25 protein-coding genes are annotated in these 24,856 nt (G+C 62.1%); 15 read left to right on the forward strand and 10 right to left on the reverse strand.

Going from position 1 to position 24,856, the window contains the following annotated elements:
• Positions 1-50 precede the first annotated feature (50 nt).
• Entirely contained in the window at positions 51-560 is a 510-nt protein-coding gene (locus ABIE28_RS12815) for an invasion associated locus B family protein (RefSeq protein WP_354063500.1), read from the forward strand.
• Positions 561-573: 13 nt separating this feature from the next.
• The gene (locus tag ABIE28_RS12820) at positions 574-825 is read left to right on the forward strand and encodes a PilZ domain-containing protein (protein WP_354063502.1); all 252 of its coding nucleotides are present in this window, start codon (positions 574-576) and stop codon (positions 823-825) included.
• 162 nt (positions 826-987) lie between these two features.
• On the opposite strand, the gene ABIE28_RS12825 is transcribed toward ABIE28_RS12820, so the two are convergent.
• Positions 988-1,245, reverse strand: a complete 258-nt coding sequence (locus tag ABIE28_RS12825) for a DUF1127 domain-containing protein (protein ID WP_354063504.1) — start codon at positions 1,243-1,245, stop codon at positions 988-990.
• 149 nt (positions 1,246-1,394) lie between these two features.
• On the opposite strand from ABIE28_RS12825, the gene ABIE28_RS12830 reads away from it, so the two are divergent.
• The 4 genes from ABIE28_RS12830 to ABIE28_RS12845 all read left to right on the forward strand — a co-directional run bounded on the left by ABIE28_RS12830 (position 1,395) and on the right by ABIE28_RS12845 (position 5,398).
• The gene (locus ABIE28_RS12830; protein WP_354063506.1) at positions 1,395-2,282 is read left to right on the forward strand and encodes a LysR family transcriptional regulator; all 888 of its coding nucleotides are present in this window, start codon (positions 1,395-1,397) and stop codon (positions 2,280-2,282) included.
• 80 nt (positions 2,283-2,362) lie between these two features.
• On the forward strand, positions 2,363-3,976 hold the full coding sequence (xseA, locus tag ABIE28_RS12835) for an exodeoxyribonuclease VII large subunit (RefSeq protein ID WP_354063508.1): 1,614 nt from the start codon (positions 2,363-2,365) through the stop codon (positions 3,974-3,976).
• A 49-nt stretch (positions 3,977-4,025) separates the two neighbouring features.
• Entirely contained in the window at positions 4,026-4,247 is a 222-nt protein-coding gene (locus tag ABIE28_RS12840) for a DUF2093 domain-containing protein (RefSeq protein WP_354063510.1), read from the forward strand.
• Between the two features lie 5 nt (positions 4,248-4,252).
• A complete protein-coding gene (locus ABIE28_RS12845; RefSeq protein ID WP_354063512.1) occupies positions 4,253-5,398 on the forward strand; it encodes a glycosyltransferase family protein in 1,146 nt (381 codons plus the stop codon).
• A 162-nt stretch (positions 5,399-5,560) separates the two neighbouring features.
• On the opposite strand, the gene ABIE28_RS12850 is transcribed toward ABIE28_RS12845, so the two are convergent.
• Together ABIE28_RS12850 and ABIE28_RS12855 are read right to left on the reverse strand one after the other, a co-directional pair.
• Entirely contained in the window at positions 5,561-5,803 is a 243-nt protein-coding gene (locus ABIE28_RS12850; RefSeq protein WP_354063514.1) for a DUF4170 domain-containing protein, read from the reverse strand.
• Positions 5,793-6,659, reverse strand: coding sequence for a 3'(2'),5'-bisphosphate nucleotidase CysQ (locus tag ABIE28_RS12855; RefSeq protein WP_354063516.1), 867 nt, complete (start codon positions 6,657-6,659; stop codon positions 5,793-5,795). Before ABIE28_RS12855 ends, ABIE28_RS12850 begins: the two co-directional genes overlap by 11 nt.
• Before the next feature lie 403 nt (positions 6,660-7,062).
• On the opposite strand from ABIE28_RS12855, the gene ABIE28_RS12860 reads away from it, so the two are divergent.
• Positions 7,063-7,575, forward strand: coding sequence for a DUF6101 family protein (locus tag ABIE28_RS12860; RefSeq protein ID WP_354063518.1), 513 nt, complete (start codon positions 7,063-7,065; stop codon positions 7,573-7,575).
• A 144-nt stretch (positions 7,576-7,719) separates the two neighbouring features.
• On the opposite strand, the gene ubiA is transcribed toward ABIE28_RS12860, so the two are convergent.
• A complete protein-coding gene (gene ubiA / locus ABIE28_RS12865) occupies positions 7,720-8,655 on the reverse strand; it encodes a 4-hydroxybenzoate octaprenyltransferase (RefSeq protein WP_354063520.1) in 936 nt (311 codons plus the stop codon).
• 246 nt (positions 8,656-8,901) lie between these two features.
• Here ubiA and ABIE28_RS12870 point away from each other — a divergent pair, with 246 nt between their 5' ends.
• Both ABIE28_RS12870 and ABIE28_RS12875 read left to right on the forward strand, forming a co-directional pair.
• Entirely contained in the window at positions 8,902-9,642 is a 741-nt protein-coding gene (locus ABIE28_RS12870; protein ID WP_354063522.1) for a 16S rRNA (uracil(1498)-N(3))-methyltransferase, read from the forward strand.
• Between the two features lie 74 nt (positions 9,643-9,716).
• On the forward strand, positions 9,717-11,087 hold the full coding sequence (locus ABIE28_RS12875; protein ID WP_354063524.1) for a glutamate--cysteine ligase: 1,371 nt from the start codon (positions 9,717-9,719) through the stop codon (positions 11,085-11,087).
• Positions 11,088-11,233: 146 nt separating this feature from the next.
• On the opposite strand, the gene ABIE28_RS12880 is transcribed toward ABIE28_RS12875, so the two are convergent.
• Positions 11,234-11,707 carry a hypothetical protein gene (locus ABIE28_RS12880; RefSeq protein WP_354063526.1) on the reverse strand — a complete coding sequence of 158 codons (474 nt, stop codon included), beginning with the start codon at positions 11,705-11,707 and terminating at the stop codon, positions 11,234-11,236.
• Between the two features lie 131 nt (positions 11,708-11,838).
• Here ABIE28_RS12880 and purD point away from each other — a divergent pair, with 131 nt between their 5' ends.
• The 3 genes from purD to ABIE28_RS12895 all read left to right on the forward strand — a co-directional run bounded on the left by purD (position 11,839) and on the right by ABIE28_RS12895 (position 14,505).
• Positions 11,839-13,113, forward strand: a complete 1,275-nt coding sequence (gene purD / locus ABIE28_RS12885) for a phosphoribosylamine--glycine ligase (RefSeq protein ID WP_354063528.1) — start codon at positions 11,839-11,841, stop codon at positions 13,111-13,113.
• A 142-nt stretch (positions 13,114-13,255) separates the two neighbouring features.
• Complete coding sequence (locus ABIE28_RS12890) at positions 13,256-14,134, forward strand: patatin-like phospholipase family protein (protein ID WP_354063530.1); 879 nt, start codon at positions 13,256-13,258, stop codon at positions 14,132-14,134.
• A 20-nt stretch (positions 14,135-14,154) separates the two neighbouring features.
• Positions 14,155-14,505, forward strand: a complete 351-nt coding sequence (locus ABIE28_RS12895) for a DUF1801 domain-containing protein (RefSeq protein ID WP_354063532.1) — start codon at positions 14,155-14,157, stop codon at positions 14,503-14,505.
• 3 nt (positions 14,506-14,508) lie between these two features.
• Here ABIE28_RS12895 and ABIE28_RS12900 read toward each other — a convergent pair whose 3' ends face one another.
• Entirely contained in the window at positions 14,509-14,964 is a 456-nt protein-coding gene (locus ABIE28_RS12900) for a nucleoside deaminase (RefSeq protein WP_354063533.1), read from the reverse strand.
• Positions 14,965-15,198: 234 nt separating this feature from the next.
• On the opposite strand from ABIE28_RS12900, the gene mutL reads away from it, so the two are divergent.
• Positions 15,199-17,016, forward strand: coding sequence for a DNA mismatch repair endonuclease MutL (gene mutL / locus ABIE28_RS12905; protein WP_354063535.1), 1,818 nt, complete (start codon positions 15,199-15,201; stop codon positions 17,014-17,016).
• A gap of 1 nt (position 17,017) precedes the next feature.
• Positions 17,018-18,568 carry a VOC family protein gene (locus ABIE28_RS12910; protein WP_354063536.1) on the forward strand — a complete coding sequence of 517 codons (1,551 nt, stop codon included), beginning with the start codon at positions 17,018-17,020 and terminating at the stop codon, positions 18,566-18,568.
• Positions 18,569-18,729: 161 nt separating this feature from the next.
• Here ABIE28_RS12910 and edd read toward each other — a convergent pair whose 3' ends face one another.
• The 4 genes from edd to ABIE28_RS12930 form a co-directional block, all read right to left on the reverse strand.
• The gene (gene edd / locus ABIE28_RS12915; RefSeq protein WP_354063538.1) at positions 18,730-20,544 is read right to left on the reverse strand and encodes a phosphogluconate dehydratase; all 1,815 of its coding nucleotides are present in this window, start codon (positions 20,542-20,544) and stop codon (positions 18,730-18,732) included.
• Positions 20,545-20,699: 155 nt separating this feature from the next.
• The gene (pgl, locus tag ABIE28_RS12920) at positions 20,700-21,395 is read right to left on the reverse strand and encodes a 6-phosphogluconolactonase (protein WP_354063540.1); all 696 of its coding nucleotides are present in this window, start codon (positions 21,393-21,395) and stop codon (positions 20,700-20,702) included.
• Positions 21,396-21,576: 181 nt separating this feature from the next.
• Positions 21,577-23,058 (reverse strand): glucose-6-phosphate dehydrogenase, encoded by a 1,482-nt coding sequence (gene zwf, locus ABIE28_RS12925; RefSeq protein WP_354063542.1) that lies wholly within the window; start codon positions 23,056-23,058, stop codon positions 21,577-21,579.
• Between the two features lie 27 nt (positions 23,059-23,085).
• Positions 23,086-24,024 carry a glucosamine kinase nucleotide-binding domain-containing protein gene (locus ABIE28_RS12930; RefSeq protein ID WP_354063543.1) on the reverse strand — a complete coding sequence of 313 codons (939 nt, stop codon included), beginning with the start codon at positions 24,022-24,024 and terminating at the stop codon, positions 23,086-23,088.
• 273 nt (positions 24,025-24,297) lie between these two features.
• Between ABIE28_RS12930 and cobU the strand changes: the two genes are divergently transcribed.
• On the forward strand, positions 24,298-24,852 hold the full coding sequence (gene cobU, locus ABIE28_RS12935; RefSeq protein WP_354063545.1) for a bifunctional adenosylcobinamide kinase/adenosylcobinamide-phosphate guanylyltransferase: 555 nt from the start codon (positions 24,298-24,300) through the stop codon (positions 24,850-24,852).
• Positions 24,853-24,856: the final 4 nt, after the last annotated feature.

A 24,856-nucleotide genomic window follows, 5' to 3' on the forward strand; every position in this document is an offset into this window, starting at 1 on the left:
AGAAACGGCTCGCGTTGCCGCGCGATTCGATCAGGAGAATTGATAGAGTGATGTCGATTGTGAAGCGCAGCGTGGCTGGTCTCGGTCTTGCTTTCATCGCTGCGGCGGCTGTTAGCGCCCCCAGCTTCGGCCAAGGCGTCGTTCGCGCGCAGTATGGCGACTGGCAGATGAGCTGCGATACCCCGCCCGGCGCAAGCGCTGAGCAATGCGCCATCATTCAGAACGTGATGGCCGAAGATCAGCCCAATGTGGGCCTCTCTGTTATTGTGTTGCGCACGGCCGACCGCGAAGCGCGCCTGCTGCGCGTGCTGGCGCCGCTCGGCGTGCTGCTGCCAAACGGGCTTGGCCTTAACGTCGACGGCAAGGATATGGGCCGCGTGGCCTTCGTCCGCTGCCTGCCAAACGGCTGCGTGGCAGAGGTTGTGCTGGACGATAGCCTGATCGAAACGCTGTCGACTGGAACCAATGCGATTTTTGTCGTATTCAAGACGCCTGAAGAAGGCATCGGCATCCCGGTGTCACTTGATGGTTTCAAGGATGGTTTCGACCAACTCCCCTGATAAGGAGTAGTGCATGACCGATGACCACCGCGTCGAACCGCGACACCGCACGCTTAAAGGCGGGCGCATCGCCATCAATGACGGCTTCTCCACCTTTCAATGCATGATCAAGAATCTGTCCGAGACCGGCGCTCGCCTTAAACTGGCGAGCGTGGTCGGCATTCCCGACAGTTTTCAATTGGTGATGGATGACGGGCGCAAGTTTGATTGCGCCGTCGCCTGGCGCACGGCCGATGAAATCGGCGTCAAGTTCACACAGCACTGACAAAAAAGCCGGACAAGTGCAAAGCACCAGTCCGGCAAGTCATCAGGAAACGGGACCGGCGGCAAAACCGGCCCGAAGGATGGCACGAGCGCTCGTAAAAGTGTCCGTACCAACAAGGTGGCGCCAAGCCTATCGGCCAGCGCAAACTGAGGTCACTGCAGATCAGGAGTGCGCGTTACGGGCCCGGGCCGCGTTGAGGGTGGTCGCGCCGCGATGCGGGGTCTGGATGGCCAGCGCCACATCAGCACGCGAAATGCCGAGGTCGGCAAGGCGATCCTGATCGAGATCAAGCAGGGCTTTCAGGGCTACACGACGGGTACGAGCAGCATTTGCCTGTGCAATCCAGCGCGTGAACGCGGCAAGTGGATGAGCGGGCGTGGCGGCCGCAAGTGACCGCTCGCCGGGAAGCGAGATAGCCATGATAGTCTCCGAAAATGTTGTTTTGCCGAGGGAGCCGGCGAGGTTCGCGCGCGGTATGGCAGCGATGGTGCTGGGATAGCGCACTGGACATCCATTCGTCTAACAAATAGATTTCATCCATTCTATCAATTTGAGTGATGGAGACTGTGATGGCGTCGCCGCTCGATCTGGATCAGCTGCAAAGTTTCTGTGCGATTGCCGATTGCGGCAGCTTCACCGAAGCCGCGCGTCGCGTGAACAAGACGCAGTCTGCCGTTTCGATGCAGATCAAACGGCTTGAGGAACGGCTGGGCCAGTCGCTCCTCACCCGCGATGGCCGTAGCGTGGCGCTGACGCTGCATGGCGAGGCGCTTTATGTGCGGGCGCGCAAAATGCTGCGGACCAACGCTGAGATCCTCGATCATTTCTCCGATGGCGACCTGGCGGGCTCCATTCGCTTTGGCGTGCCGGACGATTATGCGGTGCGTCTGCTGCCCGTTATTCTTTCCAGCTTCCAGCGCACCCATCCCAAAATCGCCGTAGATGTGGCCTGCATGGCGTCGGAGCATTTGCTGGAGGGCATGAAAGCCGGGCGGCATGACCTTATCGTCTTTACGCAGGGCACCGAACAGAATTTCGGCGAACTGTTCCGCACCGAGAAGATGTTCTGGGTGGCGAGCCATGGCGGGCGGGCACTGGCTAGCGACCCGGTGGCGATTGCCTGCGGTCCAAAATATTGCATCTGGCGCAAGGATGCGATGGAAGCGTTGGACCGCAGCGGTCGGGACTATCGGATCGCGTATACGTCCTCGAACGCGACGGCGATTTCGAGCGCGGTGCTGTCGGACTTGGCCGTGGGCTTCCTGCCGGAGAGTGCGTTGCAGCCCGGCATGCGGGTGGTGAACGAGGAAATCGGGCTGCCGCGGCTTGGCGATGCGCAGATCGCGCTGATGCGCGCCAGCCATGCCTATGGCGGCATTTATGATGCTCTGGCCAACCATATCGTGCAGTCGATGGGCAACCTTGATTCACCCCGCCATGCGGAAGCGGCGGAGTAGTCTGATGCACGCCCCTCAAACCACGCGGGCGTGACGTATCGGACGCTTGACCTTGGTGCATCAATATCGCACCAAAGGGCATGTCAGACGTCCTTAGCAATGCCGCAGAATATTCCGTCAGCGAGATCGCGCAGGCGGTCAAACGCACCGTCGAGGATGAGTTTGGCCATGTGCGCGTGCGCGGCGAAATATCGGGCTATCGGGGACAACACTCTTCGGGCCACGCCTATTTCACGCTCAAGGACGAAAACGCCTCGATTGATGCGGTTGTCTGGAAGGGCAATTTCGCCAAGCTGACCTTCAAGCCCGAGGAAGGGCTGGAGGTGATCGCGACTGGTCGCCTGACCACCTTCCCGCGCTCGTCGAAATACCAGATCGTTATCGACAATATAGAGCCGGCCGGCGCTGGCGCCTTGATGGCGCTGCTTGAGGAGCGTCGCAAGAAGCTCTTGGCGGAGGGGCTGTTTGCCCGCGAGCGCAAGCGCGCCCTGCCCTATCTGCCGCGCGTCATCGGGGTAATAACTTCGCCAACCGGTGCGGTGATCCGAGATATTTTGCATCGGCTCGATGATCGTTTCCCGAGCCATGTGCTGGTGTGGCCGGTGCGCGTGCAGGGCGATACCTGCGCGCCCGAAGTGGTCAACGCCATCGAGGGGTTCAACGCTTTGATGCCGGACGGGCCGATCCCGCGTCCCGATATTCTGATCGTGGCGCGTGGTGGCGGCTCTATCGAAGACCTCTGGGGGTTCAACGAGGAAGCCGTGGTGCGCGCCGTGGCGGCCAGCGGCATTCCGGTGATTTCGGCCGTCGGACACGAGACGGATACGACGCTGATCGACTATGCCTCCGATATGCGCGCGCCGACGCCGACGGCGGCGGCCGAAGCGGCAGTACCTGTTCGGGCCGAGTTGATCGGCTATGTCGATGACCTTGGCAGTCGCCAGCGGCAGGCGGCGCGACGCTTGGCGGTGAGCGCGCGGGATCGGTTGCGCGCGGCGAGTGCGGGATTGCCGCGACCGGGCGACCTGGTGTCGACGCAACGGCAGCGGCTTGATCATGCCGCCAGCAACCTGTTTGCGGGCTTGCGGCACTCGGTGCAGGACCACCGGGTGCGGTTTTCACGGATCGAGCCCCGGCTTGGACCGCAGACGCTGGCACGGCGGCAGGCCGAGTTTGGCGAGCGTGTGCGGAACCTCTCGATGCGGGCCGATGCAGGGCTGCGCAAGACGGTGGATCGGGCGCGGCTGACGCATGATCCACGGGCGGAACGGCTGGCGGCGAGCGCTGGACGGCTGGTGGAGCGCAAGCGGGCGCAGTTTGACGCGCTGGCGCAAAAGCTATCGCCAAACGCCCTGCGCACTGAACTGCGTCACGCGCAAAGCCAGTTGGGGCCGCTCAATGCGCGGCTGTTGTCGGGCATTACGCTCAGCCTGGGCGAGCGGAAGGCGGCGCTGACGCAATCGAGCAAGTTGTTGGTTTCGCTCAGCTATAAAAGCGTTCTGGCGCGCGGCTATGCCGTCATCAAGGATGCCGAGGGCAATCTGGTGCATGAGCGGGCGGGGCTGGCACCCGGCGATGCCGTTGCCATCGAGTTTGCCGATGGCGCAGTTGGCGCGACGATTGCGGGCAGTCCACCCATTAAAAAGAAGCCGAAGGCCTTACCTGATAGCGATAGTCAGGAAAGCCTCTTTTGATCTCGGAATTTGCTCGCTATATCGGAAATAGGGTTGAAGGAATATCGAGATGAATATCTTCGACAAAGCATTTGCGCCGACTGAGGCGGTCATCCGGTATATGGATGGCGACTATGTCGTGCTGAAACCGGGCACCTTCGTGCGCTGCGTGATTACGCAGAAGCCGATACCGCTCGATGAGCTGTTCTATTGGAGCGTTGAGCGGCAGGAGCCCTATGCGGACGCCGTTGCGGCGCACACGGCATTCGAGCGTTTCGGCCGCGGAGTCTGATGGTGGTGGCCGAAGCGTCGGGCCATCGCCGTTATCTCTTCATTTCCAATGGACACGGCGAGGATGCCATCGCGGCAGCCGTTGTGGCCCGCCTGCCCAAGTCCATATCCGTTGAAGCCTATCCCATGATTGGGGCGGGCAATGCCTATACCGGCGTGTGCCCTATTGTCGGGCCGCGCGCCACGCTGGCGTCTGAAGGCTGGCGCAACGTCAAGGGATCGCTGCGCCGCGACATCACGACTGGCGGGCTGCGCACCGTGCCGCCGGCGTTTCGCTTCCTGCGCAAGATGGTGGGGAAATATGACCGCGTGGTGGTGGTTGGCGACATGGTTGGCGTCATCGCGGGCTACCTCACCGGCCACCGCGACATCACCTATCTCGACGTCTACAAGACCGGTGCGGCGCGGCTTTATTCGGCGTCCGAACGCTGGGTGATCAAGCAGGCGTGCAAGACGGTGTTCTGTCGGGCCGACAATCTGGCGCGGTCGCTGGTGCATCTGGGCGTCGATGCCCGCTCAGCCGGTAATGTCATGATGGATGCCATTCCGCATGGGGATTACGATGCGCGGTCGCGGCGGACGCGGCCGCTGGCGCTGACGCTGTTGCCGGGTAGCCGCGCGCTGACGGCGGAGAGTTTTGAGTTGCAGGTGGCGGGGCTGCGGACGCTGCCGGCTGAGTTGCGGCCAGACGTGTTTCTGGCGGTTGCGGGCAATATCAATGTCGATGAGCTGGCCAAGAAAACCGGGCTGAAGCGGACGACGATCCTCAGCGTAGAATCACATGATCTGGGCGAGTTGTCGGATGGCGATCTGACCATTCACATGGCGCGGGGCACGGCGCTAGGCAATCTTCTATCGGCGGCGGATGTGGTGCTGTCGCAGGCGGGAACGGCGACCGTGCAGGCGCTGGGGCTGGGTAAGCCTGTGATTACGTTTGCCAATCCGCGCGATCGTCGGTCGCGGTTTACCGATGAGCAGATGCTGTTTGGCGAGGCGCGGACTGTGGTGACGCCGGATGCGGCATCGATTGGCGGCGCTCTGCGCAAGCTGCTGAGCGATGACGAGGAGCGGCGGCGGTTGGCCACTATCGGGCGGCAGCGCATTGGCGGGCCGGGTGCAATGCAGGCGATTATTGAGGCGCTGGTGGGGTGAGGGCTGGGGCACGCCCTCGTGGTTCGAGGCTCGTGAAGAACTCGCACCTCACCATGAGGGCTACTTCTTTTAGAGAAGGCCCCCTCACCCGGCGCTGCGCGCCGACCCTCGGGTCTAGCCCGAGGGCAGGCTCTCTACCCCAGAGGGAGAGGTGAAGAAGTCTTAGGGCTTGTGGGATTCTGGTTCCAGCAGGCGGTGCAGGTGGACGATGAAGTAGCGGGTCTGGGCGCTATCGACCGTCATCTGGGCCTTTTGCTTCCACACTGTGTAGGCTGCTGCATAATTGGGATAGAGGCCAACGATATCGACCTTGTCGAGATCGGCAAAGGTAATGCCTTCAAGGCTCGACAATTCGCCGCCGATTACGAGATGCAGCAGCTGCTTGGTGGGGTCTTCAGTGGCCATCGGTCAGATCCGTTTGTGAAGGAATGGACGGGTCGGCGTCGGCTGCTTCGATCGAAGGACATCCATAGACCTTGATCAACGCGGCGTGGACGAGCGGTTTTAGGCTCATGTCGCTGAGTGCGGCAAGCGCTCCGTGGCGCACATCTCGTTTGTTAAAAATGGGGAACCCGGTGCAGACATCGGCGAAGCCAATGTCACATTCCTCAAGTATGAGCGCGGCGGCGGCGATATCCCAATCCTGGCTGCCACGGCGGGCGACAGCTGCATCGAGCTTGCCGGTGGCGACCTGCACCAGCCGATAGGCCAATGAGGGATAAGCGGGACCCCGGGTATAATCGAGACCGGCGGCCTGCATTTCCTGATGCACCGCGCCCGGTGCGGGGATAAGTGGCAAGGCTCCGGCCCGGCGGCTGCGACGAAGCGGTTTGCCGTTAAGACGAGCGCCCTCCCCTTTGACCGCATCATACATCTCATCGCGCACAGGGGCATAAACGACGCCGGCGACCGGCACGCCGTTTTCAACCACCGCCAGAGAGACGGTCCAGCTATCTTCACCGCGCAGGAAGCCGCGCGTGCCGTCGATGGGATCAACGACAAAGACGCGTTCACAATTCAGACGGCTCGGATTGTCGGCCGTTTCTTCGCTGAGCCAGCCATAATCGGGGCGGGCATGGAGCAGGGAGGACGCCAGATAGCGGTCGACAAGGATATCGGCCTCGGTCACGGGGGAGGCATTGTCCTTGGTCCAGCTCTTTACATCGCGGCGAAAAAAGCTGCTCGCGATGATACCCGCTGCCACCGCCGAGGAGCGGAGCAGTTCGAGATCATCGCTATAAGTGGTGGCAGGTGCAGGCATTGCGGGCCTTTTATGCCTCGTGCACCGCTTGGGCAAGTGCCTGAGGCTTATGCCCCCTTGCCTTACAGAGAAGTTGATCGTGTGGATGGATCGAGTGGCCAAAGAGCCCCCGCACTCGCCCCCGGATCAGGTCCGGAGCAGGCTCTTCGCGCACCCTCTCACGCGAGGGGAGAGGGAAGGTGGCGATCGGGCGTGGAAGAGGTCGCGGCAGCAGGGTTAATGCCGCCACATCAGGCGCGGTTAATCGGTTCCTACCCGGTGCAATACACCGCTAACCCTCTCCGAAAACAAGATAAACTTAACCGAACGGATTAAGGGGGCAGGTAATTCGACGCGCTATGTTGGCCTCATAAAGAGAGCGCAGAAAAAGCAGCTCTCGAAGTTGACAGGAAGGCTAATTCAGATGGTTCATGGTGTCGCGATGGAAGGGACTTCGGTCGTTCTCGCATTCGGTCGCCCGCAGTTGGCAGACCGCCGCTTTGTGGCTGCTAACGACAATGGCCCCAAGGACCCCGTTAAGACCGTGACAGTGCGGCGCATGCTCGAACAGAGCGGCGTGGCCATCAAGGTCAAGGTTCCCGTTACCGAATTTATCGGCGTCGCCGTGGCGACCCGCATCTCCGAAGACGGCGTGCTGACAAGCGCCATCGAGCTGGTGCATTCGGATAACGAGCTGAACTATCAGGTGTTCGAAGAAGCGGGCAATCACAACGTTGTCGCCGAGTGGCAGAACTGGGGCAAAAAGCTTCGTTTGCCGCTGTTTATCAAGGCCGGCGACGGCGCTTACATGCCTTACAGCCAGCACGTCGATGGCGTCATGGTTGGTGATACGACTTCGCGCCGCAAGCTGGTTGCCGAAGCCAATCGCCGCCCCCGTTTCCTCAACCGTCGCAAGCCAGGTCAGGCCGACGCATAAGTTCTACCGCGCCTCCAAAGCACGTCAAAAAGGGTTGACCGGTGGTGCGGTCGACCCTTTTGGCGTTTTTAGGGGAATTGGCTGACACACTGTTAGCATTGAGTGTGACGCGATGGCCGAACTGGCGGTTAAAACGTTAGCGTTTTACCAGACCCAATCGGCCAGAAACGCCAGCGACAGGGCGATGCCCACATAGTGGTTGCTGTAAAAGCGGTTCTTGGGGTTTTCCGGCTGGGTCGGATCGATGGTCCAGACCTGCCAGGCGAGCAGGCCGGCAGCGACCAAGGACAGGGCGGCAAAGACAATACCGCCGCCAATCAGCAGGACCGCCGAGGTCCAGAGCAGAAACGCGGCGACGTAAAGCACGGCAACGACCGGGCGGACATAATCGCCGAACAGGCGAGCGGTGGATTTTACCCCGATCAGGGCATCGTCTTCGATATCCTGCAAGGCGTAGAGTGTATCATAGCCAATGACCCAGAGGATTGTTCCGGCGTAAAGCAGGATCGGCGCCCAGTTGAGACTGCCGGTCTGCGAGCTCCAGCCGACCAGCGCGCCATAGGAAAAGGCGAGGCCGAGAAAGGCCTGCGGCCACCAGGTGATGCGCTTCATGAACGGGTAAATCGCCACCAGAACGAGCGAGGCCACGCAGGCCCAGACGGTGAAGCGGTTAAACTGGAACAGGATGACCGAGGCGAGCAGCGCCTGGGCAATCATGAAATAGAGCGCTTCGCGGGCGGTGACCTGACCGGATGGAATCGGGCGCGAGCGGGTGCGCGCGACCTTATTGTCGATGTCGCGGTCGACGATGTCGTTAAAAGTGCAGCCGGCGCCGCGCATCAGGATCGCTCCGGCCAGCATCAAAATTGCCGCCCACCAGCTGAAACCCACCTCAGGTTGCGCGATGGCGGCGAGGCCGAGACTCCAGACGCAGGGCCAGTAGAGCAGCCAAAAGCCGATTGGACGGTCCCAACGGGCAAGGCGCGCATAGGGTTTGAGCCAATCGGGCGCGAGGCGATCCACCCAATTGCCGGACTGGGCGTCGGCGACGGTGCCTGGATTGGGTGTGTTTTCGGTCATTGTTGGCCTGCCAGCTTGGGTGCCACGCCCTCCTTCGATAAGCTCAGGATGGTTCGAGGCTCGTGAAGAACTCGCACCTCACCATGAAGGCTACTTTTGGCACTTAAGACCAGTAGTCCTCATGGTGAGGCGGGAGCTCAGCGACCCTCGAACCACGAGGGCGTGGCACCAGTTTGTTGAGGGCGACTTGCCCCCGACACCGCTTCAGTCCTAACTGCGCCTTTACCACTCTGCAAGACTTGCCCCATGCCCCGCACCCACGCTGCACTGCCCCGTCTTTATGTCGACCATGATCTTGCTGGGGGCACCCAACTCACGCTGGGCAAGGATCAGTCGCTTTATCTGGCGGCGGTGCTGCGCAAGCAGGTGGGCGATGAGGTGGTGCTGTTTAACGGGCGGGATGGCGCGTGGCTGTGTCGCCTGGTTAGTGATTCCAAGAAATCGGTGGGGCTCGATATTGTCGAGAGGATCGCGGCGCAGACGCCACGGTCGGAGCTTTGGTATGGTTTTGCACCGCTCAAGACCGAGCGGCTGGATTATGTGATCCAGAAAGCGGTCGAGATGGGCGCGGGCACAATCCAGCCGGTGCTGACGAAATTTACGCAGGTCAGCCGGCTCAAGCATGAGAAGCTGGTGGCTAATGCGACAGAGGCGGCCGAGCAGTGCGAAGTGCTTACTGTTCCGGTGGTGGAACAGGAAATGACGCTGGAACGGCTGATCGATTCCTGGCCGGCGGACCGTAAACTGGTGCTGGCCGATGAGGGGGAAGCGGCATCTTCGCCGATCGAGGCGCTGACCGCGCTTCGGGGGCAGAAGGTTGGTATCTTGATCGGGCCTGAGGGCGGATTTTCCGATGAGGAGCGGGCGAAATTGCGCGCCCTGCCCTATGTTGTGCCGATCAGCCTGGGCCCGCGTATCCTGCGCGCAGACACGGCGGCCGTGGCCGCGCTAGCGGTTATTCAAGCGACCATCGGCGATTGGCGATAAAAGCCGATTGCTTTCGGCTTGTGCAACGTTATGTTCCGGCCAACATTGAACACCTCAATTCCAGAGGACTGCCTATGGCTGGTGCCGACTCCTATTCGCCCCTGATTGAATCGCGGGCAGACCTGATCGAGGCGATGTCGCGCGGATCAAAACCGCAAAGCGAATGGCGCATCGGCACCGAGCACGAAAAGCATGTGTTCCACACCAATCCGCTGCGGCCCGTGACCTATGAGGGTCCAAACGGCGTGCGCGCGCTGCTCGACGGCATCGAAAAGGAAACGGGCTGGCACCCGTTTTATGACGGCGAAAACCCGATCGGCCTGCGCAATGACGAAGTGGCCGGGGGCATTTCGCTTGAGCCCGGTGGGCAGTTCGAGCTGTCCGGCTCGCCGCAGGACGACCTGCATGGCACCGCGTCCGAGTTGGCAGAGCATATGCGGGTGGCAAAAAAGGTCGCGGCGCCGCTCGATATTCATTTCCTGGGCCTTGGCGTGACGCCGATCTGGTCGGTCGATCAGATCCCCTCCATGCCCAAGTCGCGCTATGGCATCATGGCGCCCTATATGGAAAAGGTCGGCACGCTCGGCACATCGATGATGTTCCGCAGCTGCACCGTGCAGGCCAATCTCGATTTTTCGAGTGAAGCCGACATGGTCAAGAAGCTGCGCGTGGCGGTAGCTTTGCAGCCGGTCGCGACAGCCTTGTTTGCCAATTCGCCGTTTTCGGAAGGCCGCGACAGCGGTTATCTGAGCTATCGCAGCCATATCTGGCTCAATACCGACAATGCCCGTACCGGCATGTTGCCCTTCGCCTTCGACGAGGGCTTCGGGTTCGAGCAATATGCCGATTATGCGCTTGATGTGCCGATGTATTTCGTCATCCGCAATGACGAGTATGTGAACTGCGCCGGGGAAAGCTTCCGGGCCTTCCTCAAAGGCGAGTTGCCGCAGCTTCCGGGCGAAAAGCCGACGATCAAGGACTGGGAAGACCACCTGTCGACGATTTTCCCCGAGGTGCGGCTCAAGCAGTTCCTTGAAATGCGCGGCGCCGATATGGGCGACGAAAAGTCGGTCGTGGCGCTATCGGCGTTCTGGACCGGGCTGCTTTATGACGAAGTGTCGCTCGAAGCGGCCTATGAGCTGATCGAGCCGTGGAGCAAGGACGACCGCGAGCATATGCGCCGCGAAGTGCCGCGTCTGGGGCTGAATACGCCTTATGACCGCACCAACCTGTACGACATCGCGGCGCAGGCTGTGGGTATTGCCGAGGCGGGTCTGGTGCGGCGTGACCGCCGCAACGAGCAGGGCAAGGATGAGACCATCCATCTCGCGCCGCTGGAAGAAACCATCCGGCAGGCCAAGTCGCCGGCCGAGCGTTGGCTGGAGAAATTCCACGGCGAGTGGAATGGCGATCTGACGCGGATTTTCAGAGAGGCCGAGATGTAAGCTGGGGCGACCCTCGGCCTTATCTTTGAACGACGTCATCACCCGGCTTGTCCGGGTGATCCATTTTTGCACGTCGCTTTGGGAGTGGATTGCCCGGACAAGCCGGGCAATGACGGTGGACTATTCGGCAACCAGCTATCGGCGGACTATTGCTGATTGTAAGGGTCGAACTGGAGGAGCCAGGAGTAGAGCCACTTTTCGCCGGCGCCGACCGAGGCGACGTCTTCGATTTTCCAGGCGCCGTCGTTGATCATCGAGACGGACAAAACGGTGGGCTGGCCTTCGGCAACGAAGCTGACGAGGGCCACGGCGACATCGCCCTGAATGACCGGTTCGGTGACGGCGAGGTTGTCGATTTTGGCATCGGTGCCGTTCAGGAACGGGTTGAAATCGACAATGCCGGGCGCGCCGGGATCGATGCGGGCGCCGGAGCGGTCGACGACGTTGAGCTGGAGATTGTTGACCACCAGCGACTGCAGATGATCGGAATAATGCTCTTCGAGATTAATCTGCTGGCCGTTCTGGAGCGGCTGATAGATCGAATCGAGCAGCGCCCGTGGGGAATCGACCGGCGCGCCGCCAAAGATCATGGGCACGAGGCCAAACAGTGACAGATCCATTCCCGACGACTCCTTAAAGCTGCGCCACCGCACCGTTGCTTAGCCAACAAGCCAAAAGTGTGGCGGCAAGGAAGCGCTTGCCTCGTTGCGTTCGGTCGTGCATCACGCAGGCAACAGCGATGGAGGCTTAAATGCGGGTTCTGGTGATCGGTTCGGGTGGGCGCGAACATGCGCTGGCGTGGAAGATTGCGCAGTCGCCGCTGCTGACCAAACTGTTCATCGCCCCCGGCAACGGTGGCACCGGCGCGGTGGCCGAAAACGTCGTGATCGACATTACCGACCACAAGGCCGTGGTTGATTTCTGCAAGCTGATGGCGATTGATTTTGTGGTCGTGGGGCCCGATGCACAGGTGGTTGCCGGGCTGGGCGACGATGTGCGCGCGGCGGGGATTACCTGCTTTTGCCCGAGCAAGGCCGCCGGTCAGCTGGAAGGCTCGAAGGGCTTTACCAAGGCGCTGTGCGACGAGATGGATATTCCCACCGCCGCCTATGGCCGGTTCGACAACGAGGCGGCGGCGCTCGCCTATCTCTACATGCAGGGCGCACCCATCGTCATCAAGGCCGATGGGCTGGCGGCGGGCAAGGGCGTGACCGTCGCGATGACCGTAGAGGAAGCGGAAGCGGCGATCGTTGATTGCTTTGCCGGGGCTTTTGGCGAGTCCGGCGCGGAAGTGGTGATCGAAGAATTCATGGAGGGCGAGGAGGTAAGCCTCTTCGTGCTCTGCGACGGCACCGACATTCTGCCGCTGACCACGGCGCAGGACCACAAACGCGCTTTTGACGGCGATACCGGCCCCAATACGGGTGGCATGGGCGCCTATTCCCCTGCCCCTGTGATGTCGCGCGCGGTTTACGAGGACACTCTGGAGCGCGTGATCTGGCCGACGGTGCGGGGGCTCGCGGCACGCGGGACGCCATATCAGGGCGTGCTCTATGCCGGGCTGATGCTGACCGCCGATGGTCCGAAGCTGGTCGAATACAATGCGCGGTTCGGCGATCCGGAAACACAGGTGCTGGTGATGCGGATGGAAAGCGACCTGCTGCCGCTGCTGCATGCGACGGCAACCGGCACGCTGGCGGGGCACGATGTGCGCTGGAAAGACCAGTATGCGCTGACCGTGATCATGGCCACCGAGGGCTATCCCGGCAGCTATGGCAAGGGCAGCGAAATCCGGGGTGCCGAAAACATCGACAGCGACACGATTGTGGTGTTCCATGCCGGAACGCGGCGCGATGGTGAACGTTTACTTGCTGCCGGTGGTCGCGTTCTAAACGTTACGGCTCTCGGCAAGGATCTCAAAGAGGCGCAGGAGCGTGCTTACGCAGCGGTGGACCAGATTATTTGGCCAGAAGGTTTTTGCCGCCGAGACATCGGCTGGCGCGAGCTCGCCCGCACGTCCATCTGAACCCTTCCTAAACCAGCCAGGCGTAGCCTCTCCCAAGACCGTCGTTGCAAAGACCCTGCTCAAACGCCCGCTGACCCCGCTGCAAATTCGCGGCAAAGCGTTCGCCGATGGGCTGCGGAACGCGGGCGAGGAGCGGGTTAAGATGGCAAGCATATCTGGACCGCGGATCGGGGTGGCGCTGGGCGGCGGATCGGCGCGCGGGCTGACGCATATTCCCTATATCGAAGCGATGGACGAGCTGGGGCTGAGGCCATCGGTGATTTCGGGCACCTCTATCGGCGCACTGATCGGGGCGGGCTGGGCCGCAGGGATGACGGGCAAGGAATTGCGCGAGCATTCCTATGAGGTGCTGGGCACGATGCGCATCATCGCCACCAAGCTCTGGGCGACGCAAATCCGTGGCATTGGCGGGATTCTAAAGAACGGCATTTCGATGCAGCTCGATGCGACCAGCATTGTGGACGCATTCACGCCGGCCAGCTTTCCGCTGCAGTTCAAGGATCTCAAAATCCCGCTCTATGTGGTGGCGACCGATTTCCAATCCTGGCACCAGGTGGTGTTCAATTCGGGGCTGTTACGACCGGCGATTGCGGGCTCAATTGCCATTCCAAGCCTGTTCAAGCCGGTGGTTTATGCCAATCATATTCTGGTCGATGGCGGCGTGGTCAATCCGCTGCCGCTTGATCAGGCCGATATCGACACGGACTTTCTGATCGGCATCGACGTCAATGGCGACCCCTCGCAAGGCATCGCCAAGACCGACCACAAAGCGCTCGATATCTGGTTCGGTTCGGCCCAGATCATGATGCATTCGCTGACGGCGCATATGATGGCGGCCTATCCGCCCGACATCTATGTCCGGCCCCATGTCGCCAATTTCGGGGCGATGGAGTTTTGGCGGGTGCGCGAGATCGTCACCCATGCTGAGGTGGAAAAAGATCGCTTCAAACGCATCCTTGCGCAGAAAGTGGAAGCCTATATTCAGGGCAAAGTGCCGGTGATCGAGAGCAATCCGGGCTAGATCTAGCTGGAGAGCGGTTGATGAGCGCGGACAAGATTTCTCAATGGCTCGATGGGGTTGGCGTGGCCAGCCCGACCAATCATGCGACGGTATTGGCGTTGCGGGAGCTGGTCCTGGCGGCTGCACCCAGCGCCAGTGAGGGCTTCAAATATGGCGGCCTGCATTATTCGACCGCACGGCCGTTTTGCGGGATTTTCGCCTTTGCCAGCCATGTGACGCTGGAGTTTTCGCGCGGGGCAGAGCTGGACGATCCGGCCGGTGTGCTGCTGGGCGATGGGCAGTATCGGCGGCATATCCGCTTCAAGGGACCCGATGCGGTCAATGTCGCGGTGCTGGCGCCCTATATTGCGCAGGCTTGCGCGCTGGCGTGAGCGTCACTCCTTGCGCAGGGCGCGGAAGAAGTCGCGCAGCATAGCCTCGGAGCGCGAGGCGCCGAGGCCGCCGATGACTTCGGGGGCGTGGTGGCAGGTGGGCTGGGTGAACAGGCGCACGCCGTTTTCGACAGCACCGGCCTTGGTATCTTCGGCGGCGAAATAGACCCGACGCAGGCGGGTGTGGGCGATGGCGCCGGCGCACATAGCGCAGGGCTCGAGCGTGACGTACAGGTCGCAGCCATCGAGACGGCCGGTGCCGCGCGTGGCCAGGGCTGTGCGGATGGCCAGCATTTCGGCATGGGCGGTCGGGTCATTGAGCGCCTTCATGCGGTTGCGCTCGGCAGCGAGGATGGTTGTGCCCTCCATGACCACGGCGCCGACCGGGGCTTCGCCATTGCGGGCGGCGTCCTCGGCGAGGGAAAGGGCTAGGTCCATGGGGGATTGAGTGGTGGGCATGGTGTGGGTTTTAGCGTGCGGTTGGTGGGGGCTCAAGGGTGGGTTTTTTGCGGGAATGACGTGGTGGGTGTCACCGCCACCGCGCTCTCGAAAGAGTACCCCCACCTAACCTCCCCCTGATAGGGGGAGGGATTCGGCCGGTGGGTGGGGCGCCATAGAACTCTGCATAGGCGTCCGAAACGGGTCGGAAACTGCCCTTCCCTGTCCTATATTCTGCGTTCAGGAGAATCGCCCTTGCCCATCCGTCAGTTGCCCGAAGATCTGATCAATCGCATTGCTGCCGGTGAGGTGGTGGAGCGGCCGGCCAGTGTGGTCAAGGAACTGGTGGAGAACGCCATCGATGCGGGCGCGAGCCGGATCGTGGTGACGACGGCGGCGGGTGGCAAGGGGCTGATCCGGATCGAGGATGACGGTCACGGCATGGACCGGGCTGACCTCGTGCTATCGGTCGAGCGGCATGCCACGTCCAAGCTCAGCGAGGACGAACTCGACGATATTCGCACGCTGGGTTTTCGTGGCGAGGCGCTGGCGTCGATCGGGTCGGTGGCGGAGCTCAGTATTTCGTCGCGCACGGCGCAGGCCGAGAGCGGGTTGCGGATCGATGTGCGCAGTGGCGTGCGGACCGGGCCGGTGCCGCAGGCGATGAACCGGGGCACGATTGTCGAGGTGAAGAACCTGTTCGCCAACGTGCCGGCGCGGTTGAAGTTTTTGAAAACCGACCGGGCGGAAGCCGGGGCGATCACGGATGTGCTCAAGCGCCTGGCGATGGCAAATCCGGCGGTGCATTTCATGCTCAATGGCAGCGACCGGTCGCCCCATAACTGGCCCGCCGTGAGTGGCACCGGGGCGCTTGAGGCGCGGCTGGGACAGGTGATCGGCGACGATTTTTCGCGCAATGCGGTGCCGCTGGCAAGCGCGCGGCATGGCGTGGTAGTGGCGGGGTTGGCCGGGTTGCCGACCTATACGCGGGCCAACTCCCTGAGCCAGTTCTATTTCGTCAATGGGCGGTCAGTGCGCGACAAGGTGCTGGTCGGGGCGATCCGGGCGGCTTACGCCGACTATACGTTCCGCGACCGGTTTCCGGTGGTGGCGCTTTATATCGCGGTCGATCCGGGCGAGGTGGACGTCAATGTGCACCCGGCCAAGGCGGAACTGCGTTTTCGCGATGCGGGAGCGGTGCGCAGTGCGGTGATCCGCGCGATTGGCGAGGCGCTGACGGCGGCGGGGTTCAAGGCATCGACCAGTGTGGCCGACGACGTGCTGGGGGCGTTTACGACGCCTGCCTATGAGGCCACTGCGCCAACCAGTTTTGCGCCGATGCCGATGCGGCAGTCGCTGCCGTTTTCGGGTTATGACCGGCCGATGGGCGCGGGCAGCAACAATCCGTTTTCGCCGGCGTTCGGCACCATTGATGGGTTGAACGAACCGAGCGCGCGGATCGAGCCGGAGGCGGCCCCTGCCCTGATGGAATATCCGCTGGGTACGGCGCGGGCGCAGATGTTTGACAATTTCATCATCGCGCAGAACAGCGAAGGCCTGCTGCTGGTGGACCAGCATGCAGCCCATGAGCGGCTGGTTTATGAGCGGTTCAAGGCGCAGCTGGCCTCGGGGCCGGTGGCAAGCCAGAGCCAGCTGATCCCCATCGTGATCGAGCTGCCCGAGGAAGATTGCGTGCGGCTGGAAGAGGCGGCGGCGGAGCTGGAGCGGTTTGGGCTTTATCTCGAACGGTTTGGACCGCGTGCCATAGCGGTGCGCGAGACCCCTGCCCTTCTGGGCAATTCCGATATCCAGGGGCTGGTGCGCGACGTGGCGGACGGGCTGGCGGAGTGGGATTCCATCGCGGCCGTCAGCGACCGGATGGAGACCATTATCGCGCGCATGGCGTGCCATGGTTCGGTGCGGTCGGGACGACGGTTGCGGGTGGACGAGATGAATGCGCTGCTGCGCGACATGGAGGCGACGCCCCATTCGGGCCAGTGCATCCATGGCCGACCGACCTATGTCGAACTCAAAAAGACCGACATCGAGCGGCTGTTCGGACGGAGCAGATAGAATGACCAGCGGCATCCACCACGTCACCCTGATCACCGCCGATGTGCAGGCCAATGTGGACTTTTATGTCGGGTTTTTGGGCCTGCGGCTGGTGAAGCGCACCGCCGGCTATGAGGACGCGCGGCAGCTGCATCTGTTTTATGGCGACTATTCTGCGACGCCCGGTTCGCTGATCACCTTCCTCGTGTGGCAGGGCGGCTCGGCGGGGCAGCCGGGCGCTGGGCAAGTGAGCGAGCTGGCGCTGACGATTGCGCCCAATTCGATCGGCTATTGGCTTGAACGCGCCTTGCGGCACCAGGTCAAGGTTGAGGGCACGGGGCAGGAATTTGGTGAGACCGTGCTGCGGCTGCGCGATCCCGATGGGGTGGCGATCAAGCTGGTGGGTATCGACCTGCCGCCGCTCGACATGCCCGAGAACGATATTGCGCCCGAGCATGCCATTCGGCGAATTCGCGGGGTGACGCTGCTATCGGATGTGCAGGAGGAAACGGTGGCGTTCATGGCCACCTATTTCGGTTTTCACCCGACCGGCGTCGATGGCACGACGCAGCGGATGATTTCGGACGTCGGCGATGTGCTAGATATTCGCGATGCGGCCGGATTTTGGCCCGGCGCGCCGGGGGCTGGCACGGCCGACCACGTGGCGGTGCGAGCCGTGGATGCGGCGGAAGTCGAGGCGGTGGAGCGGGCCCTGCGGCAGCGCAATTCGAGCCCCACCAATTTGCATGACCGGCAATATTTCACCTCGCTCTACGTGCGCGAGCCGGGCGGGACGCTGATCGAAATGGCCAGCGACGGGCCGGGTTTTACGCTGGACGAACCGCTGGAAACGCTGGGCACGGAACTGTTTATGCCGCCAGACGCAGCGGACCCGGAGGCCATCAAGGTGATGCTGCCGCAGTTCGGCCTGCCGGGGCTGGAGCGCGTGGTTTATCGCGAGATGATCTACGACCACCGGTTTTATACGCCTGAGGCTCCGGACGGCACGACCATGGTGCTGCTGCATGGCACAGGCGGCGACGAGACCGATCTGATGCCGCTGGCGCATCGCGCGGCGCCGCATGCGACGCTGCTAGGACTGCGTGGGCGCAGTACCGAGGACGGTACGCGGCGCTGGTTCCGGGGCTTCGGGCCGATGCTATTTGACCAGAAGGACGTCCGGTTTGAGGCGACGGCGCTCGATGCGTTCGTGGTTGAGGCGCGGGCGGCTTATGGGCTGGATAGCGAGCGATTGGTTGGGCTGGGCTATTCCAACGGGGCCAATTTTTTGGCGTCGGCGATGCTGTTGCAGCCGGGACTGGGTATTCGCAAGGCGGTGTTGTTGCGGCCAGTGCCGGTGCTCGACGTGGTGCCCGAGGCGGATCTGGCAGGGGTCGAGGTGCTGGTGATCGCCGGGGAGCGGGATGCGTATCGCGGCAAGAGCGAGGAACTGGCGGGGATTTTGGAGGCAGCCGGGGCCACGGTGCGGCTGGAGATTGTGCCTGGGGCGCATGAGATTGCGAACGGGGATGCTGGGGTGATTGGGGAGTGGATGGCGGGGCTACCGCGTTAGGTCTCGGGCGCTGCGGATTGAAGGTTTGATGAGGGGATACCCCCACCTCGCCTCCCCCTGATAGGGGGAGGAATTCGGCTGGTGAGTGTGGCTCGATCTTGCCACAAATCGGATCGGCCCCCCCCTTTTCAGGGGGAGGTTAGGTGGGGGTATCCTACCCCTTACTGGAACACACTCGCGCCGCGGTCGGCGACGCCGACCAGGCTGCGGAAGCCGGCGAAGAGTTCGCGGCCCATGCCGAAGTGCTGGCTGCGCAGGTCTTCGGTGGCGGGGGTGCGGGAGAAGAATTCCTTTTCGTCGCCGAGGAAGGTGAGCGTGCCTTCATTGGCGTCGAGGCGGATCATGTCGCCGTCGCGGATCTTGGAGATCGGGCCGCCGTCGACGGCTTCGGGCGTCATGTGGATGGCGGCGGGGACCTTGCCCGAAGCGCCGGACATGCGGCCGTCGGTCAGCAGCGCAACCTTGAAGCCACGATCCTGCAGGATGCCCAGTGAAGGCGTGAGCTTGTGCAACTCGGGCATACCAAGGGCCTTGGGGCCAGAGAAGCGGACCACCGCAATCATGTCGCCGGTCAGTTCGCCAGCCTTGAACGCGGCCTGCAGGCCTTCCTGGCCGTGGAACACCTTGGCGGGAGCTTCGATGACGCGGTGCTCGGGCTTGACGGCCGAGACCTTGATGACCGAGCGGCCGAGATTGCCGGTGAGGAGCTTGAGGCCGCCGGTTGGCGAGAACGCGGTCGCCACCTTGGTCAGCACCTTTGGCAGGGCCGATTCCTTGGGGGACTGTTCGAAGGCCAGCTTTTCTTCGATCAGCTTGGCTTCGACGGTGTAGTTGGAGAGGCCATCGCCCCACACGGTCTTGACGTCTTCGTGCAGGTGGCCGCTTTCGAGCAGTTCCTGAATGAGGAAGCCCATGCCGCCAGCGGCGTGGAAATGGTTCACGTCGGCAACGCCGTTGGGATAGACGCGGGCCAGCAGAGGCGTTGCGTCCGAGAGGTCGCTCATATCGTCCCACGTGACATGCAGGCCAGCGGCCGCCGCGATGGAGATAAGGTGCATGGTGTGGTTGGTGGAGCCACCGGTGGCGTGCAGACCGACCAGACCGTTGACGATGGCCTTGGCGTCGATGATGTGGCCGACAGGCGTGTAGTTATTGCCAAGGGCCGAGAGCGACAGGGCGCGGACGGTGGCTTCGCGGGTCAGGGCATCGCGCAGGGGCGTGCCCGGATTGACGAAGCTGGCGCCCGGCAGGTGCAGGCCCATGATTTCCATCAGCATCTGATTGGAATTGGCGGTGCCGTAGAAGGTGCAGGTGCCGGCCGAGTGGTAGGACTTGCTCTCGGCTTCGAGCAGTTCAGCGCGGCCGACCTTGCCCTCCATATAGAGCTGGCGGACCTTGGACTTCTCATCGTTCGGCAGGCCCGAGGGCATGGGGCCGGCAGGCACGAAGACGGCTGGCAGGTGACCAAAGGTCAGCGCGCCGATCAACAGGCCGGGGACGATCTTGTCGCAAATGCCGAGGTAAACGGCGGCATCGAACATGTTGTGGCTGAGCGAGATCGCGGTCGCCATGGCGATGACGTCGCGGGAAAACAGCGACAGGTCCATGCCCGGCTGGCCTTGCGTCACGCCATCGCACATGGCGGGAACGCCGCCGGCGACCTGGGCCGTGGCGCCGATATCGCGGGCCGCCTGTTTGATGATGTCTGGATAGAACTGGTAGGGCTGGTGGGCCGACAGCATGTCGTTATAGCTGGTGATGATGCCCAGATTGAGCGTCTTGCTGCCAGCGAGCTGGGCCTTTTCAGCCGGAGTACAGGCCGCAAAGGCGTGGGCGAGGTTGCCACAGGACAGCACGGCGCGATTGACGCCGGCTTCGCGCGCGGCATCGAGACGGTTGAGGTAGTCACTCCGGCTATCGCGGCTACGCGCGGCGATGCGATCAGTGACATCCTGAATAGCCTGACGGACAGACATAGCGAGCTCCTTTTGCAGCGCCGACCGCTCAACACGATGCAGCGCCTGCCTTGGTTGCGCGTTCCCGCAACGGAGAGATGGGGCCCATTCTCCTGGGAACGCGTCTTGGAGCCCTTTCGTGGCCTAAACGGTCGATTGGGGACCGCAGAGGGGACTTAGGGGCACCAGTACACAGTTACAGGTTGGCCGGAGCGCAATACGGCGCGGATGGGCATGTCCTCGGTGGGACCATCACCCAGAGCCTTGTCGAGCACTTCGGCCTTTTCCTCCCCTTCGATCTGAAGGTACAGCCCATCCGTGCGGAGGAGACGCGGTAGGGTAAAGGTTATCCGGGCTTCGCCAGCACCGGGGGCATGAATGGCCAGCGTCGGGCCTTCGGCCGTCAGCGCCTGGCTCAGCGTATCGCCGAGAGGGAAGAAGGACGCGGTGTGTCCATCATTGCCCATGCCCAAAATGACGGCGGCGAATGGCTCCGGCAGATCGGCGAGCAGCGCATTGGTTTTGGCAACATGGGCCGCGTCTGGTTGTTCGCCGCCCGAAAACAGCGGGAAGAAACGGGCAACAGCCGCCGGCCCCTGCAGCAGACGTTCGTTGACCAGCAGGGCGTTGGAGCGGTCATTGGTGTCATCGACCCAGCGCTCGTCGACCAGCGTGACAATGACCTTGGTCCAGTCGATGTCCTTGGTCTTGCCCAGTGCCTGGAAAAAGCGCGATGGGGTCGAACCACCGCTGACCGCAATCGCCGCAATGCCGCGCTCGGCAATGGCCGTACGGATACGGTCTGCCACTGCCTCGGCCAGTTCCTTGGCGAGGGTGGGCTTATCGGCGAAGGTGCGGCGGTCGATTGTCATTTTCAAACTCGAAACTGTGCTGGTGCAGGGATCGTACCACGCCCTCGTGGTTCGAGGCTCGCAAGAACTCGCACCTCACCAAGAGGGCTAGTATTAGCTCAGTATCCCAGTAGCCCTCGTGGTGAGGCGCTTTGCGTTTGCAAAGCCTCGAACCACGAGGGCGTGGCGGGATGTTTGCTCCCTAGTTGTCGTCTTCGTACCAGGTGCGGCCGTCGCGTTCGATCAGGGCGATCGCGCTGCTGGGGCCCCATGTGCCTGCCACGTAGGACTGTGGTGCTTCGCTCGAACGATCCCACGCCTCGCGGATCGGGTCCACCCATTTCCACGCGGCTTCCAATTCGTCGCGGCGCATGAACAGGGTCTGGCTGCCACGAATGACGTCGAGCAGCAGGCGCTCATATGCCTCTGGCATGCGCTCGTTGAAGGTCTGGGCAAAGCTCAGGTTCAGCGGCACTTCGCGCAGGCGCATGCCGCCCGGGCCCGGATCCTTGATCATCATCATCAGCGACACGCCCTCATCGGGCTGCAGGCGGATGATGAGCTTGTTGGCCTTTGGCGCGCCCTCAGCATGATCGAACATGGAGTGCGGGATCGGCTTGAACTGGATGCAGATTTCCGAAACGCGGTCGGCCATGCGCTTGCCGGTGCGGAAATAGAACGGCACGCCCGACCAGCGCCAGTTTTCGACTTCTGCCTTGAGCGCCACGAAAGTCTCGGTGCGGCTGCCCTTCTTGTCGTCGGGCAACTCATCCTGATAGCCAGCGACCGACGTCGTTTCGGAGCGGACGCCCTTGTACTGGCCGCGCACGGTGTTTTTGGCCACATCGCCATTGACGATCGGCTTGAGGGCGCGGAGCACCTTGAGCTTTTCGTCGCGCAGGGCATTGGCATCGTCGGAAGCGGGTGGCTCCATGGCGACCATGCAAAGCAGCTGCAGCATATGGTTTTGGATCATGTCGCGCAGGGCGCCGGATTCGTCATAATAGCCGCGCGTGCCGGCCCCGACGGTTTCAGCAACGGTCAACTGCACGTGGTCGATGTGAGCGCTGTTCCAGACGGGCTCGAACAGCGTATTGCCGAAGCGCAGGGCCAACAGGTTCTGCACCGTCTCTTTGCCGAGATAGTGGTCGATGCGGTAGATCTGATCTTCCTTGAAGATCTTGGCGACGCCGTCGTTGATTTCCATCGACGAGGCCAGATCGTGGCCCAATGGCTTTTCAATCACGACGCGGGCGTCACGACGATAGAGGTTTTTGGCCGCGAGATATTCGGCGATGGGCTCAAACAGATCAGGCGCCACGGCCAGATAGAAGGCGCGCACGATGTTTGGATCTTCGCGCAGGGCGTGGCTCAGATCATCGGATGCGTCGGGGTTGCTGACATCGAGCGAGACATAGGAGAAAATCTGGACGAAGCGGTCGATGATCGCCTGATCCTGGTATTCCTTTTCGACGAAACTGGTGATCGCGTCGCGTGCCACTTTCTGGAAATCCTCGTTGCTCAGCTTGGAGCGCGAGGTGCCGATGATGTGGCAGTTATCGTCGAACTGGCCATCCTTGAAGCGCTGATAAAGCGCCGGGATCAGCTTGCGTTTGGTCAGATCGCCGGTGGCACCGAACACCACGTAGTCGAAAGGCTGGACAGGAATGATACGGCTGGACACTGGACTAGTCCCTGTTTGACGCGGGGTTCAGGCGGAGAAGTTCTGCTTGGCGAGAATGACCGCGCCATGAAGAGGTTCGAATTTTGGCAGGGCAACGAAGTCGCCGTAGCGCTGCTGCAGGATCGGGAACAGACGTTCGCCGAACCCGCCAACGATGGCCATCACCCTGGCATCGTGCGCCTTGAACCAGCGCACATAGGTTTCGATGTAGCCGAGCTGGATATCCATCATTTTGGACGCCACGGCGTCGCCCTTGTCGAAATATTCGATAAAGAGCGGCATCAGCTTGCCGAATTCGGCTGGCGCGCGCCCGATCAGCGCATCGTCACAGCCTTCGGAGCCGTCGCTGCTGATGATCTTGAGATCGAGCGCCGAGGCAAAGGCCCAGGTCATGACAGCCTGATTGTTACCACCGAGCTGGGCGATGACGGCTTTGGTCAGGGGCGAGCCTTCCGTCAGGCCATCTTCTGCCTCGACGGCGTAGCGGACCAGTTCGCGGCCCAGAATGGCGCCCGACATCTGATCGCCAATCGGGAAGCCCCAGCCACCGGCCTGATGGCGCTTGCCATCGACGATGGACATGGCCGCCGAACCGGTGCCGACAATGATCACGCCGCCTTCACCGCCACCCAGGGCACCGGCATGGGCGATATCGATATCGTCGTAAACCTTGACGCCGGCGAAGGGCCAGGCGCGCGCGGCAAATCCGGCGCGGGCACTATCCATGCGACCACCGGCCATGCCGAAGCAGGCATAGGTATTGGCGGTTTCGGCAAAATCGATACCGGCAGCCTTGAACACATCGCGCGTACCATCGCTAATGGCGCGGTAAGCGGGTTCGCCGTCGTCGATCTGCAGATTGGAGCGGCCGTTTTTGACTTCGGCCAGGGTCTTCAGATTTTCGTCAGCCAGCCGCACGCGGCAATTGGTGCCACCGCCATCGACGCCAAGATAATATCTGGGCACGCAGGGATTCTCCCGCTCACAAGTTGGTCGCGCTTCCAGACGGAAAACCGGGAATCCAGTTTTTGCCGGAAACGCATTGTAGGGATTCTATGATGTCGTTTCGGCGCGGACCATAGTGCCAATTCCGCTTAGACGAAAGTAGCATAAGGCACAAAAACGTCCACCAGAGGCATGAGTTGCATAGCTCGCGTGCGCGGGCAGCGCAACCCATTCGGACGTGGCGCTTTTTTGTCGCTATGAGGTGGTGATCAATCAGGTGTGGAGGCGAATACTGTGACACGACATGTGCTTGTGCTCGGCGGGGCCCGTTCGGGCAAAACAGCGTTCAGCGAGCAATTGGCGATCCGCAGCGGCAGCAGGCCCGCCTATCTGGCAACGGCGCAGGCGCTGGACGCCGAAATGCGCGACCGGGTGGCCAGCCACCAGGCGCTGCGCACGGCAAAATTTGCGACCATCGAGGAGCCGCTGGCGCTGTCGGACGCGCTGATCAAGGCATCGGCGGAGCATGACGTGATCCTCGTCGATTGTTTGACGCTGTGGATCACCAATCTGCTGATGGCCAATGAGGATGTCGCTGCGGCGGTGAGCGATCTGTGCGCCACGCTGGTGCAGCTCAAGACGGCCAAGGTGATTTTGGTGAGCAACGAGGTTGGACTGGGGATCGTGCCGGATAATGCGATGGCACGGACCTTCCGCGATCTGGCGGGGTCAGCGCATCAGCGGTTGGCCGAGATTTGCGATGATGCGTATTTCGTGGTGGCTGGACTGCCGATCGTGCTGAAAGGGGAAGCGCCGGGGGTGGCGGAGACGCGGCGGCATGAGGCTTAGGGAG

Origin of the sequence: Devosia sp. 2618 (assembly GCF_040546815.1) — a bacterium.
GTDB lineage: Bacteria > Pseudomonadota > Alphaproteobacteria > Rhizobiales > Devosiaceae > Devosia.

Coding starts and splice junctions, on each gene's coding strand:
- ABIE28_RS12910 (WP_354063536.1), top strand. CDS start 17,018: ATGACCAGCGGCATCCACCACGTCACCCTGATCACCGCCGATGTGCAG.
- xseA (WP_354063508.1), top strand. CDS start 2,363: ATGTCAGACGTCCTTAGCAATGCCGCAGAATATTCCGTCAGCGAGATC.
- ABIE28_RS12895 (WP_354063532.1), top strand. CDS start 14,155: ATGAGCGCGGACAAGATTTCTCAATGGCTCGATGGGGTTGGCGTGGCC.
- ABIE28_RS12860 (WP_354063518.1), top strand. CDS start 7,063: ATGGTTCATGGTGTCGCGATGGAAGGGACTTCGGTCGTTCTCGCATTC.
- ABIE28_RS12870 (WP_354063522.1), top strand. CDS start 8,902: ATGCCCCGCACCCACGCTGCACTGCCCCGTCTTTATGTCGACCATGAT.
- ABIE28_RS12900 (WP_354063533.1), bottom strand. CDS start 14,964: ATGCCCACCACTCAATCCCCCATGGACCTAGCCCTTTCCCTCGCCGAG.
- edd (WP_354063538.1), bottom strand. CDS start 20,544: ATGTCTGTCCGTCAGGCTATTCAGGATGTCACTGATCGCATCGCCGCG.
- ABIE28_RS12875 (WP_354063524.1), top strand. CDS start 9,717: ATGGCTGGTGCCGACTCCTATTCGCCCCTGATTGAATCGCGGGCAGAC.
- ABIE28_RS12815 (WP_354063500.1), top strand. CDS start 51: ATGTCGATTGTGAAGCGCAGCGTGGCTGGTCTCGGTCTTGCTTTCATC.
- ABIE28_RS12880 (WP_354063526.1), bottom strand. CDS start 11,707: ATGGATCTGTCACTGTTTGGCCTCGTGCCCATGATCTTTGGCGGCGCG.
- ubiA (WP_354063520.1), bottom strand. CDS start 8,655: ATGACCGAAAACACACCCAATCCAGGCACCGTCGCCGACGCCCAGTCC.
- ABIE28_RS12840 (WP_354063510.1), top strand. CDS start 4,026: ATGAATATCTTCGACAAAGCATTTGCGCCGACTGAGGCGGTCATCCGG.
- ABIE28_RS12825 (WP_354063504.1), bottom strand. CDS start 1,245: ATGGCTATCTCGCTTCCCGGCGAGCGGTCACTTGCGGCCGCCACGCCC.
- ABIE28_RS12890 (WP_354063530.1), top strand. CDS start 13,256: ATGGCAAGCATATCTGGACCGCGGATCGGGGTGGCGCTGGGCGGCGGA.
- ABIE28_RS12850 (WP_354063514.1), bottom strand. CDS start 5,803: ATGGCCACTGAAGACCCCACCAAGCAGCTGCTGCATCTCGTAATCGGC.
- ABIE28_RS12820 (WP_354063502.1), top strand. CDS start 574: ATGACCGATGACCACCGCGTCGAACCGCGACACCGCACGCTTAAAGGC.
- pgl (WP_354063540.1), bottom strand. CDS start 21,395: ATGACAATCGACCGCCGCACCTTCGCCGATAAGCCCACCCTCGCCAAG.
- ABIE28_RS12830 (WP_354063506.1), top strand. CDS start 1,395: ATGGCGTCGCCGCTCGATCTGGATCAGCTGCAAAGTTTCTGTGCGATT.
- purD (WP_354063528.1), top strand. CDS start 11,839: ATGCGGGTTCTGGTGATCGGTTCGGGTGGGCGCGAACATGCGCTGGCG.
- ABIE28_RS12855 (WP_354063516.1), bottom strand. CDS start 6,659: ATGCCTGCACCTGCCACCACTTATAGCGATGATCTCGAACTGCTCCGC.